The following is a 12,020-nucleotide window of genomic DNA, read 5'->3' on the forward strand; positions in this document are numbered from 1 at the left end:
CCTCCTTTATGCCGGAGTAGCATATGTGGATGAACTATTGGATGGTACCATTATGAATTAGTAAATTCCACCACAATGTTTGGAATTAGTAACTTCCATGGCTGCCTTAAGAGGGGTGGAAGTTAGTATTACAATTCACTAGCAATTCTTATATGAGTTCAAAGTAAAATATTTGTGGAAAAAAATATTTTACTATGTTATAATCTACAAGCGATTGTGCCTACACGGCAAAAAAGGTTTTTTTAACCTATATATAAACAATATTTAGAAGGAGTGTTTACAAAATGAGCGTAACAGTAGAGAAGCTTGAGAAGAGCATGGCTAAGCTTAAGATCGAAGTATCTGCAGAGCAGCTTGAAAAGGCAATCCAGAAGGCCTATGACAAGAACAAGAACAAGATTCAGATCCCTGGATTCCGTAAGGGCAAGGCTCCTCGTAAGATGATCGAGCAGATGTACGGTAAGGGAGTATTCTATGAGGATGCTGCCAATGAGCTTATCGAGGAGGAATATCCTAAGGCTGTAGAAGAGTGCGGAGAAGAGGTGGTTTCATCACCTAAGATTGATGTTGAGCAGCTTGAGGCTGGTAAGGATTTTATCTTTACAGCAGAAGTAGCTCTTAAGCCTCCGGTTAAGCTTGGAAAATATAAGGGCGTAGAAGCTGAAAAGATGGATCTTGAAGTATCAGACGATGATGTTGATGCTGAGATTGAGAAGCAGAGAAACACAAACGCCAGAACAATTGAAGTAACAGACAGATCTGTGCAGGATGGCGATATTGTTACTCTTGATTTTGAAGGATTCGTTGATGGAGTTGCCTTCGAAGGCGGTAAGGGAACAGATTATCCTCTTACAATCGGTTCAGGTGCGTTCATCCCCGGATTTGAAGAGCAGCTTGTTGGATTTGAGATTGGTAAGGAAGGCGACGTTAACGTTAAATTCCCTGAGGACTACCAGGCTGAGAACCTTGCAGGTAAAGATGCAACATTTAAGTGCACAGTTAAGGCTATCAAGGCAAAAGAGCTTCCTGAACTTAATGATGAGTTCGCAAGTGATGTATCTGATTTCGATACTCTTAAAGAGTACAAAGAGGATGTAAAGAATAAGCTTGTTGAGAAAAAGACAAACGAAGAGAAGGCTAAGAGAGAGGACGCTGTAGTTAAGGCTGTTATCGAAGATTCAGAGATGGAACTTCCTGAAGCTATGGTTGAGACTCAGGCAAGACAGATCGTTAATGATTTTGCTCAGAGACTTCAGATGCAGGGCATGAACATGGATCAGTATCTTCAGTACACAGGCAATACTGTTGACAAGATGCTTGAGCAGGTTAAACCACAGGCTATCGAGAGAATTCAGGCAAGACTTGTACTTGAAGAAGTTGCTAAGGCTGAGAATATCACTGTTAGCGATGAAGAGTTCGAGGATGAGCTTAAGAAGATGGCTGAGCAGTACAGAATGGAACTTGATAAGTTAAAAGAGCTTATGTCAGAGTCTGAGCAGAAGACAATGAGAAGTGACCTTGCTGTACAGAAAGCAGCAGATTTCCTTGTTGAGAATGTTAAGGAAGTAGCTAAGAAGGCTGCAAAGAAGACAACTGCAAAGAAAGCAACAAAGTCTGAAGATGAAGCTGAAGAAAAGCCTGTAAAGAAGACAGCTGCAAAGAAAACAACAAAGAAAGCAGACGATGCTGAAGAGAAGCCTAAGAAGACAACAAGAAAGAAAAAGACTGACGAAGAGGCTTAAATATATGCATTCTTGAATTTTTAATTCAAGAATGCATTTTTTAATATCATAGGAAATTGTTTTCCTATGATATTAAAAAACGCTCCGCTAAGGATGCGCACCTCGCGGCAATGAAATTAATTGCTTCGCAATACCGCTCGGGCGCGAAGAGTCGCGAGCGACTCTTTATTTTTGTAGTTTGAATCTTTGTAGAATTTGGGTGGCAAGGTTAATATCAATATTGGGGAGTTGTTTAACTACATTTGGAATGAGTGTCTGGGTTTATGAACAGACAGGAAAAGCTACACCGATGGCGATATTTTTAGCAGTTCCAGCAGAAGAATTATCAGATATTAATTGTTTATTTTGGTGGAAGAGAATTTTCGTTTATTTGAGAATTCGGCATATTGGGTATAGCATCAGGACCGGTGCCTTGCGGCATCGGTTCTTTTGCGTCTCCTGAGACATTTTCCGGCAATTCACTGTTCTGGATGGGGCTGTTTACAGGTGAATCTTTTTCTTCAGCAGGAGAATTTTGGGAATTGTTATATTCAATACTGTTTTGATTTGGACTTTGCTCAATGTCAGGAATGTCGGTAATTTCCTCATTTGCAGGTTCAAGGCTTTTATCTTCGTTTGTATTCATTTCGGGTATTTCAGGATCTGTGGCCGGAGATATATCGCCTGTCGGTTCTGTATATTCTGAAAGAATTTCTTTTACCGGAATTGATTTATATATATCAGTAAGGGTGGAAGGGGCATCATTCATATCACCGGTATTTGTGGTTGGGGAAATACTGAATTGGCTTTGAGCAGCATTTTTCATTGCCTCATACCTGCCTGTGCTCATGCCGCTTTCAAGAGCTTCACTTCTGGTTTCCTTGTCGGAATGCAGAGTGCATACTGATATATCGGTGTTTTCGAGAACAACCGCAACATCTGATGTAAGCTTTTGAGAAACGTTATCGTTTTCAGTGGCTACATCTATGAGTATAGAAGCGTCTTCATCTGACAAATAATTATTATCCTTTAAAACCGTTATTGTTTCTGCAAGTGCATCGGACAAGGTTTTGTTTTTTATGGTTGAATCAAGTGAATCTACGATTTCTGTTGCATCTTCATTTAATGCCACAACATTAATCACACGATTTAATCTGTTTAGTGTGTATTCTATTGATGGGTTAACATCAACAGTTACATATGAATAGGCGAGAACTGCCTCGTAAGTATAACCAAGACCTGCCAAAACTATTATAACGGCAGCAGCCACATAAGGCAGAAATAGTCTGTAAATACTATTTTGCTTTGGTCTGCTTCCCTTTGCATGGCAGGTTTTATCGCTGTCAACTACCACTGATATTTCCTGCCCGATTTCAAAGTTTCCGGTCAGTTCTCTGAAACATCCATCGTCGCATAAAACGGCACATATTTTTTTCTTTTTTTCCAATACTACTGCGTGCATTTTTCTCCTTCCGATTGCATAGAAATCTTCGGCGAGTTTTTTATTTCAAAAACGGGTTTTTGTTTAAAGTTTTTTATATAGCGCATATATTCGGACAAAAGAGGATAATCTCCATCCAATATGAGAACGGCTGCAATTATGTAGCGCCTGTATCTGTCGAGCAATTTCCTTGAAATACCGGTCAATTCCACCAGTTCTTTCATGGGGAGCGATTTTGAATGCTTCATTTTGGTCAAAAGATCTTTTGAATCAATGATCGTTTTAATAGCAACTGCGCAGGCTTTTTTTGTTTTGGATGCGCTGGGAGATGATTTTACAAGATCCATAAAACCAAATCCATACAAGGACAATTCTATACTGATGGATTCGATTTCATCTTTTATGGCTTCATGTCGGTCCAGAGAGCTGTCCTTTGTAAAAGAGATTTCGGCAGATTTACTTCTAAGCTCAAGTGACAAAGAATTTTGATCATCATCATCAATATCTCCTTCAAAAGCTCCGGGTTCGACGCTAAGCTCATATTCAAGATGCTTATTTTTTCTTAAGTGATCCAAAAGACGCCTTTTTATTACCAGTTGTGAGAAGCTTGAGAAGGCGCCTTTTGTATCGTCATAGGAGTTTATTGCTTCCAAAAAAGCACTGAGTGCAATAGAGTATTCGTCATCACTTTCTGTTATAAACTTCCCAACACTTTTATAGGCACAGTATTTTATGTAACTAGTGTTTTTTTCTATAAACGAATCCAGCCTTGAAGGTGTCTCTTTTACCTCCAGAGCCTCTGCACTAAATGCATTCTTTTCCATAATAAACTCCCAAATATACAGATTAATTCGTACATCACCGGACTAAAAAAGGGGGTAGCTGAAAAATAAAAAAAATTTATGATAACCCCACTTTATTTTTCTTTTTATGAGAAATATTACAGTGAGGAACTAAAAATAAATTAAAAATGGAGGAATCTATAATGAAAAAAATAATAAGAGGTTTAACGGCAGCAGTTGCTGCTATAATGCTTTTTTCAAGCGTGGGGATGACTGCCCTTGCCGCACCGGGAAAAGAGGGATCGCAGCCACCTGCACAAGGAGAAGCACCTTCAGGAGAAGCGCCTAAGGATGGTCAGGCACCACAAGACGGACAAGCTCCAAAAGATGGTGAACAGCCACCGGAAATGCCTGCAGGAGAGGCTGCAAGTCTGTCAAGTACCGGGGAAGCACCTGAGAAACCCGAAGGAGAAGAGCCAAAGGAAGGCGAAAAGCCAAGCGATGCAGAAGATATGGCAACCCTGCTTGAGGAACTGCTGGCTCTTATTGAAGACATTGAGGATGATGAGACAAAAGAAAACCTTCAGGAATTATATGATGCTTTTGTAGCAGCACTTGATGCTGAAAAGGAAGCAGTAGAGGCAGAGTCTGATGAAGATACCCTTGAAGAGTTAAAAGAAGCTGTGGAATCTGCCAGAGAGGCGCTTATAAGTGCTCTTGAAGAAGCCGGAATTGAATTTGACCTTGAGCCAAAGTCAGTTGAAGAGCCTAAAGAAGCAGAGGGAAAAGAAGAAATAGAAGCTGCTGAGGAAATAGCACCAAAGGATGCTGAACCTGCTGTAAATGAGGACGGTAGTGCTGATGAATCAGTAGAAAAGACAAGTCCTATAAAGAAGATTGGAAACGCCATTAAGAGCTTTTTTAACAAATTATTCAAAAAGAGCGAATAAGTTACAATTTTGCTTCGTTACTGGTCAGGAACTGAACAGTAACGCGAATAATTAAGAGTTTATTAAATTGCGCAAAAGACTTTAAAAATATAGTTATTAGCCGTATAATATAGTGTGGTTGTGTATAGTTTTTTAGCTGTACCTGCCACACTATTTAGGTTGTAAAACGCTGATTTTGGAGGACAGAAAATGAGTTTAATACCTTATGTCATTGAACAAACAAGTCGCGGAGAGAGATCATACGATATTTACTCAAGACTTTTAAAAGAAAGAATTGTATTCCTCGGTGAGGAAGTTAATGCTACATCTGCAAGTATCGTGGTTGCACAGCTTCTTTTCCTGGAGGCGGAAGATCCTAACAAGGATATTCACATGTACATCAACAGTCCCGGAGGAGAAATTACTTCCGGAATGGCAATTTATGATACCATGCACTACATCAAGTGCGATGTAAGTACAATATGCATAGGTATGGCAGCAAGTATGGGAGCTTTCCTTTTGGCCGGTGGTGCAAAGGGAAAGAGAATGGCACTTCCCAATGCCGAAGTTATGATCCATCAGCCACTTGGCGGAACTCAGGGTCAGGCTACTGAGATTGAAATTGCTGCAAAGCACATCTTAAGAACAAAAGAGAAGATGAACAGAATGCTTGCAGAAAACACAGGGAAGACATATGAACAGGTTTGCGCAGATACAGAGCGTGACAACTGGCTTTCAGCTCAGGAGGCTCTGGACTACGGCCTTATCGATTCTATTATTGAGAATCGCCCTGTTGAAAAGGAAACTAAGTAATCAAAGGAGATGTTATGGCAGGAAAAAATTCCGGAGAGATCAGGTGCTCTTTTTGCAATAAGACACAGGATCAGGTAAAAAAGTTAATAGCAGGACCTGCAGGAGTTTATATCTGTGATGAATGTGTGGAGATCTGTGCAGACATCATTGAAGAAGAATTTGAGGATGAGCCTGTTGCAGCCGGTGAGAAGAATATCAATCTTCTTAAACCTGTTGAGATCAGGAATTTCCTTGATGAGTATGTAATCGGACAGGATGAAGCCAAAAAGGTTTTGGCTGTTTCCGTTTATAATCACTATAAGAGGGTTCTTGCTCCAAAGAGCGAGGACAAAAATGATGTAGAGCTTCAGAAGAGTAACATTATTATGATTGGACCTACAGGTTCAGGTAAGACTTATCTTGCACAGACTCTTGCCAAAATCATAAATGTTCCTTTTGCTATAGCTGATGCTACAACTCTTACTGAAGCCGGCTATGTAGGTGAAGACGTTGAGAACATTCTGCTTAAACTAATTCAGAATGCAGATTATGATATTGAGAGAGCTCAGTACGGTATCGTTTATATCGATGAGATTGATAAGATTACCAAAAAGAGTGAGAACGTATCCATTACAAGAGATGTATCCGGTGAAGGTGTACAGCAGGCGCTTCTTAAGATCGTAGAAGGTACTGTTGCAAGTGTTCCACCCCAGGGCGGAAGAAAACACCCTCATCAGGAGCTGATACAGATTGATACAAGCAATATCCTCTTCATCTGCGGCGGTGCATTTGATGGTCTTGATAAGATCGTTGAGGCAAGACTTGACAGAAATTCTATAGGTTTTAATGCGGAGATAGCAGATAAGTCCGAAAGAGAGATCGGAGAAGTCCTTAAAGAGGTTACACCTCAGGACCTCGTAAAGTTTGGTCTTATTCCTGAGTTTGTAGGGCGTGTACCGATTACGGTTACTTTGGAAGGCCTTTCCAAGGAAGCACTTGTTAAGATCCTTACAAAGCCAAGGAATGCCCTTGTTAAGCAGTATCAAAAGCTCTTTGATTTTGATGATGTAAAACTTACATTTGAGGATGAGGCAGTTCAGAGAATTGCAGAGATGGCTTACGAGAGAGAGACCGGAGCCCGTGGACTTCGTTCCATCATGGAAAAGACAATGATGGATGTTATGTATCAGATTCCTTCTGATGACACCATCAGTGAATGTGTTATCACAGATGCTTCTGTAGATGGCACAAGCCAGCCGCTCATCGTCCACAAGGACAGTAAGAAACTTAAACAGGCTAAATAATGTATAAAAAAGTGGCATACTAAATTGTGTTTTTGCATGATTTAGTATGCTCTTTTTCATATCATAGGAAATTGCTTCCTATGATATAAAAGATCGCTCCGCTAAGGAAGCGCACTCGCGCGATTGGAAGATGTTGCATAAATGCAACCGCGCTCGGCGCGAGAATGTCGCAAGCGACATTCTTTTTCATTACATCTTTAGAAGGAAAAGAGTATGGATAAGGAATTGGATTCATTGGACCAGAGGCTGGTAGAAGTTGTTCCCTCTTTTAGACAAATTAAATATCAGCAGTTAGAGTTTACAGGTTTTATACATTTTACTGTAAATACATTTACAGACAGAGAATGGGGAGATGGTACAGAAAGTGAGGCTGTTTTTAATCCGCCTGATATTGATGCGGATAGTTGTGTGCTGAGCATGAAAAATGCAGGAATGAAAGGGGTTATTCTTACCTGTAAGCATCATGACGGATTTTGTTTATGGCCCAGCAAATATACTGAACACAGTGTGGCAAAAAGTCCGTATAAGAATGGAAATGGTGATGTAGTAAGGGAAATATCGGATGCATGCCATAAATATGATATGAAATTTGGAATCTATTTATCTCCATGGGATAGAAATAATAAGGTCTATGGAACCGGGAAAGAATACGATGACTATTTTGTAAACCAGCTAAAGGAAGTTCTGACGGGATATGGCGAAATATACGCTGTGTGGCTTGATGGTGCCTGTGGCGAAGGCGAAAATGGAAAAAAGCAAGTCTATGATTTCCCAAGGTACTATGAAACAATCAGAAAATATGCACCCAATGCCTGTATCAGCATATGCGGTCCTGATGTTAGATGGTGTGGGAATGAAGCGGGAGACACCAGAGAGTCTGAATGGAGCGTAGTTCCCTACAGAACCTGTGAAACAGAGTACACAGCTTTCCGTTCTCAGACTGATGAAAATGACACATCACATTTGAGAAAGATAAGCTCAAAAGATAAAGATTTGGGAAGTCGTTCAATCCTAAAAGATGAGCAGCATTTGATCTGGTATCCTGCTGAAGTGGACGTTTCAATCAGACCGGGGTGGTTTTATCATGAAGATGAAGACGATAAATTAAAAAGTTTTGATGAGCTGGTTGAAATATATGAAAAAACCGTGGGCGGAAATGCAGTTTTGCTTTTAAATGTTCCGATTAACAGAGAGGGAACTTTTGCCAAAGGGGATATAATAAGGCTAAAGGAGCTTGGAAACTATATAAGAAATAGCTTTTCACCGGAGAAAAACCTGGCATTATCAAGTGAACTTAAGGCAATTGATGCTCCGGCAAAGGAAGGAACTGATCTGAAAAATATACTATTGCAGGATGATTCTTTTTATATGGCGCCTGACGGGAAAAGAAATGTGTCATTTTCATTAACATGGGATAAAAAAGAGAACATAAAGTATATAGTGCTGCAGGAAAATATAGAAAAGAGCCAGAGAATTGAAAAATTTTCAATACTATGCGATGGACCTGAAGGCAGAAGAAAACTATATCAGGGAACTACAATAGGATATAAAAAAATAGTGAAGTTTGAAAATGTGAGCACAGACAATATTATTGTTGTTATTGAAGATTCCAGAGTATGCCCGACTCTTGGTTTTGTGGGCGTTTACAGAAACTGATTTTTGCCAGATGGATGTTTATAGTGTAGAATTACTTTGATATACCTTAAAGAATAAGGAGCATTATATATGGTAATTAAAAATGTCAATCTGGAAACAGTCTGTGGTATTACAAGCACACTTCCTGAAAATAATCATCCTGAGTTTGCCTTTGCAGGGAAAAGTAATGTGGGAAAAAGCTCACTTATAAATGGAATAATGAATCGCAAAAATTATGCCAGAACATCTCAAGAACCGGGAAAAACTCAAACAATCAATTATTATAATATAAATGATGAGTTTTATCTGGTTGATCTGCCAGGATATGGTTTTGCCAGAGTGCCTGAAAAAGTTAAAGCACAATGGGGACAGATGGTTGAGAAGTATCTTCATTCTTCCAGACAGCTTCTCAGGGTTTTTTTGCTTATTGATATAAGGCATGAGCCATCTGCCAATGATGTTCAGATGTATAAATGGATTGTACATCAGGGATTTCAGCCGGTAATTATTGCTACAAAAGCAGATAAGATAAAAAAATCTCAATATGAGAAACACCTGAATATGCTCAGGCAAAAGCTAGGTCTGCCTGATGAAATTACAATTTTTCCATATTCAGCTCTTTCAAAAGAGGGACGACAGGAAATATACGATTATATGGATGAACTTTTAGAAAGTACACAGCAGAATTAACGAATAGGAATGGGGGAAATTATGGAAACACTTAAAAAATTGAAAGCAAATTATATTGTTGAGGCCCTTGTGATGATTGCCATAGGTGCTGTTTTGATATTCTGGACAGAGGCAAGCCTCATTATAATGGCCAGGGCTTTGGCTGTTCTTTTGGTTTTTGCGGGAGTTGTTTTTGTAATCAGCTATTTTTTCCACAAGGATAAAAGTATCGTGATGTCCGGTGGATTTGCCATGGGAATAATAATTGCAGCCATCGGTGTTTGGATTTTCTTAAAGCCTGATACATTTACAGACTTCATTCCTAAGCTTTTTGGTGTGTTCATTCTGATAAGCGGACTAATGAATCTGGCGCAAACTATTTCTCTTGTGAGCTATAAGTACAGCCTCTGGTGGATTTCTTTGATACTTGCCGTAGGTACTGTTATCATGGGAGCATTTCTTTTGTTCAATCCCAAAGATGCAAAAGAAATAGCAGTAACAATTATCGGAATCTTTCTTGTGTATGACGGACTTACAAATCTTTGGACCATTTCCAGAGTCTCCAAATATGCGAAAAGAGTGAATCAGGAACTGAATGCAGTAGATGTGGAAGCTGTCGTAGAGGATGTGGATAAAAAATAAGGTTATAAATCCTGAATCAGAGGAACAATATGACATTTGAACCAATAGAGGTATCGCTTGATGAAAACTGTTTTGATGCTTTCATCAGGCGATATCATTTTAATGATAGTGACAAATTAGAAATAATACGTACTTACAGAAAAATAGCACCCCGAGTACATGCAATCTTTCATTATGTTCTTGAAAAGGATAAGAACGGAAATGAATTTGCTTTGGTTGTAGCAAGCCTTGGAAGAGCAATAGATGAGTACCAGAACATGTTCTTGTCAAAAGAGAATATTCAGCAGGCGTATATTGTAGATTGTCTGGGGCTGGAGCTTTTGTCTCTTGCATATGACAAGATAGACGAAATGCTTCACGAAAAGACGGGGCTCTTTGCCGGTGGATATCAGTTTGCCGGAAGTGATGTTTTTCCCCTTGAAGAGCTGCCTGAAGCTATGAAAAAACTTGGACAAAAGAAAATCAGATACAATGATGCATATGTTCTTTTACCAAAAAAAAGTGTGGTATTTAGAACGCCATTGTATAAAGAAAAGCAGGAAAAACACTCCAGATGCAGCGGTTGTAGTGCGAAAAACTGCAGCTTTAGAAGTAGTGAGTATTCAGGAGTAACAGTTGTTTTGGACAAAAACCGGGATGCAGAAACAGATAAGGAAGATGAAGGACGTGGGAGTTTGATGAATAATGTTCAAAATGCCAAAGGGCTCGTACATCTTTATACCGGTGAAGGAAAAGGTAAGACAACCGCATCAATAGGACTTGCGGTAAGGGCTGCAGGAGCAGGGAGAAAAGTTGTCTTTACCCAGTTCATGAAGGGAAGGAAAACATCGGAATTAAACTCTTTTGAGGAACTTGAAAACATCAAAGTGATCAGAAGCAGCAAGAATTTAGGATGGTTTAAAAAAGATGCTCCTGAGTCTGTTCTGGCATTTACCAATGAACACAACAGAATACTTGGTGACATAGAGAATTTAGTGGAAAAAGGACAGTGTGATGTACTTATAATGGATGAAGCTACTTATCCCTACAATTATGGGATTGTTGATAAGAAAAGGTTTGAAGCCCTGATCTTAAATAAACCGGCCTATATGGAAATTGTGCTAACTGGCAGAAATGCACCTGATTTTTTTATTGATAATGCAGATTATATTACAGAAATGAAGAAGATAAGGCATCCCTACGACGGGGGCATAGAAGCGCGCCTGGGCATTGAATATTGATTATCCAATAAAAAGGGAGAGTATTATGGTTTTAAACATTTCGTTTTTGCCAGAATACTCTCTCTTTGTATGTGCGTAAGTGGATTGGCTGCATCCGCCACCCTTGACTGAACCTGATGGAAACGCCGTCTATTTCTTGCCGACGGTGAGGATGATGGGAACAGTAAATTATCACTCACCGTCGGTTCCAGCATTATAGCGTTTTCATCAGAACCAGTAAAGGGCAAGCACCTAGCGGTGTGGCTGCTTTTTCTGCCTCAGGCTCCGAATCCAGGAACAATAAAGGATAGATGACAATTCGCAAATTCGATATAAAGAGCTTATCTCTTCAATTTAACATACATTGCCTTACTGCCTAAAAGATAGATGTATGATCAAGCATGCAAAACAAAGATGTATAAGCGACTATACGTTGCAATGTCTACGGCCAGCTGTACATATAAGATAACTCTATTATAAGCAGCCTGATTTATCTTATATGGACCAATTGAAAGTTCCGAGAAAGTGTTTTGGTCTCAAATCATGGTCTCGTATATGTCCATTTTCAAGAGCATTGCGGGTAAAAAGAACAAAATGCAGGTTTTTACCCATGAGTTAGTGAATGATTTGGGTAAAGAGATAAAAGAGATGAATTTTACCCGAGAATTATGGACAAGCTTGGGTAAATATGAAAAAAATAATAGATTTACCCAATGATTGTTTTCAAACCCGGGTAAAAGTCAGAGAAAATTAAATATTGCCCATGAGTACTAAATAAACTACTACCTATAGAGTGGACACATACCAATTCACTTTAGACCCACTTTCATGTGGTAATACCCATTTAAAATACAGCCTAAAATCTGTTTTATACATTTTTTTGAAGGCAATACCGTGTTTTCGGAC

Annotated in this window: 10 protein-coding genes; 8 read left to right on the forward strand and 2 right to left on the reverse strand. The window is 39.4% G+C overall.

Annotation, left to right across the window (positions count from 1 at the left end; all coding sequences use genetic code 11):
- The first annotated feature begins 284 nt into the window (after nucleotides 1–284).
- Nucleotides 285–1,742, forward strand: coding sequence for a trigger factor (gene tig, locus J6O61_RS06965; protein WP_292211233.1), 1,458 nt, complete (start codon nucleotides 285–287; stop codon nucleotides 1,740–1,742).
- Between the two features lie 340 nt (nucleotides 1,743–2,082).
- Here the strand turns inward: tig and J6O61_RS06970 are convergent, their stop codons facing one another.
- Both J6O61_RS06970 and J6O61_RS06975 read right to left on the reverse strand, forming a co-directional pair.
- Nucleotides 2,083–3,183 (reverse strand): anti-sigma-I factor RsgI family protein, encoded by a 1,101-nt coding sequence (locus tag J6O61_RS06970; RefSeq protein ID WP_292211236.1) that lies wholly within the window; start codon nucleotides 3,181–3,183, stop codon nucleotides 2,083–2,085.
- Entirely contained in the window at nucleotides 3,171–3,986 is an 816-nt protein-coding gene (locus J6O61_RS06975) for a sigma factor (RefSeq protein ID WP_292211239.1), read from the reverse strand. The genes J6O61_RS06970 and J6O61_RS06975 overlap by 13 nt, the downstream gene beginning before the upstream one ends.
- Nucleotides 3,987–4,147: 161 nt before the next feature.
- Between J6O61_RS06975 and J6O61_RS06980 the strand changes: the two genes are divergently transcribed.
- From J6O61_RS06980 to J6O61_RS07010, 7 genes are all read left to right on the forward strand, one after another.
- The gene (locus J6O61_RS06980) at nucleotides 4,148–4,894 is read left to right on the forward strand and encodes a hypothetical protein (RefSeq protein WP_292211242.1); all 747 of its coding nucleotides are present in this window, start codon (nucleotides 4,148–4,150) and stop codon (nucleotides 4,892–4,894) included.
- Between the two features lie 189 nt (nucleotides 4,895–5,083).
- On the forward strand, nucleotides 5,084–5,686 hold the full coding sequence (gene clpP, locus J6O61_RS06985) for an ATP-dependent Clp endopeptidase proteolytic subunit ClpP (protein WP_292211245.1): 603 nt from the start codon (nucleotides 5,084–5,086) through the stop codon (nucleotides 5,684–5,686).
- Between the two features lie 14 nt (nucleotides 5,687–5,700).
- Complete coding sequence (gene clpX, locus J6O61_RS06990; RefSeq protein ID WP_292211248.1) at nucleotides 5,701–6,969, forward strand: ATP-dependent Clp protease ATP-binding subunit ClpX; 1,269 nt, start codon at nucleotides 5,701–5,703, stop codon at nucleotides 6,967–6,969.
- Between the two features lie 213 nt (nucleotides 6,970–7,182).
- On the forward strand, nucleotides 7,183–8,625 hold the full coding sequence (locus J6O61_RS06995) for an alpha-L-fucosidase (RefSeq protein ID WP_292211250.1): 1,443 nt from the start codon (nucleotides 7,183–7,185) through the stop codon (nucleotides 8,623–8,625).
- A 69-nt stretch (nucleotides 8,626–8,694) separates the two neighbouring features.
- Nucleotides 8,695–9,294, forward strand: coding sequence for a ribosome biogenesis GTP-binding protein YihA/YsxC (gene yihA, locus J6O61_RS07000; protein ID WP_292211252.1), 600 nt, complete (start codon nucleotides 8,695–8,697; stop codon nucleotides 9,292–9,294).
- Between the two features lie 21 nt (nucleotides 9,295–9,315).
- Nucleotides 9,316–9,915, forward strand: coding sequence for an HdeD family acid-resistance protein (locus tag J6O61_RS07005; RefSeq protein ID WP_292211254.1), 600 nt, complete (start codon nucleotides 9,316–9,318; stop codon nucleotides 9,913–9,915).
- Nucleotides 9,916–9,944: 29 nt separating this feature from the next.
- Complete coding sequence (locus tag J6O61_RS07010) at nucleotides 9,945–11,135, forward strand: cob(I)yrinic acid a,c-diamide adenosyltransferase (protein WP_292211256.1); 1,191 nt, start codon at nucleotides 9,945–9,947, stop codon at nucleotides 11,133–11,135.
- Nucleotides 11,136–12,020 lie beyond the last annotated feature (885 nt).

Source organism: Butyrivibrio sp. (assembly GCF_017635265.1).
In the GTDB taxonomy this organism is placed as follows: domain Bacteria; phylum Bacillota; class Clostridia; order Lachnospirales; family Lachnospiraceae; genus Butyrivibrio.

Excerpts from the sequence above, each read along its gene's own strand:
- J6O61_RS06980 (WP_292211242.1), top strand. The coding sequence starts at position 4,148 with ATGAAAAAAATAATAAGAGGTTTAACGGCAGCAGTTGCTGCTATAATG.
- yihA (WP_292211252.1), top strand. The coding sequence starts at position 8,695 with ATGGTAATTAAAAATGTCAATCTGGAAACAGTCTGTGGTATTACAAGC.
- tig (WP_292211233.1), top strand. The coding sequence starts at position 285 with ATGAGCGTAACAGTAGAGAAGCTTGAGAAGAGCATGGCTAAGCTTAAG.
- clpP (WP_292211245.1), top strand. The coding sequence starts at position 5,084 with ATGAGTTTAATACCTTATGTCATTGAACAAACAAGTCGCGGAGAGAGA.
- J6O61_RS07005 (WP_292211254.1), top strand. The coding sequence starts at position 9,316 with ATGGAAACACTTAAAAAATTGAAAGCAAATTATATTGTTGAGGCCCTT.
- J6O61_RS06995 (WP_292211250.1), top strand. The coding sequence starts at position 7,183 with ATGGATAAGGAATTGGATTCATTGGACCAGAGGCTGGTAGAAGTTGTT.
- J6O61_RS07010 (WP_292211256.1), top strand. The coding sequence starts at position 9,945 with ATGACATTTGAACCAATAGAGGTATCGCTTGATGAAAACTGTTTTGAT.
- J6O61_RS06970 (WP_292211236.1), bottom strand. The coding sequence starts at position 3,183 with ATGCACGCAGTAGTATTGGAAAAAAAGAAAAAAATATGTGCCGTTTTA.
- J6O61_RS06975 (WP_292211239.1), bottom strand. The coding sequence starts at position 3,986 with ATGGAAAAGAATGCATTTAGTGCAGAGGCTCTGGAGGTAAAAGAGACA.
- clpX (WP_292211248.1), top strand. The coding sequence starts at position 5,701 with ATGGCAGGAAAAAATTCCGGAGAGATCAGGTGCTCTTTTTGCAATAAG.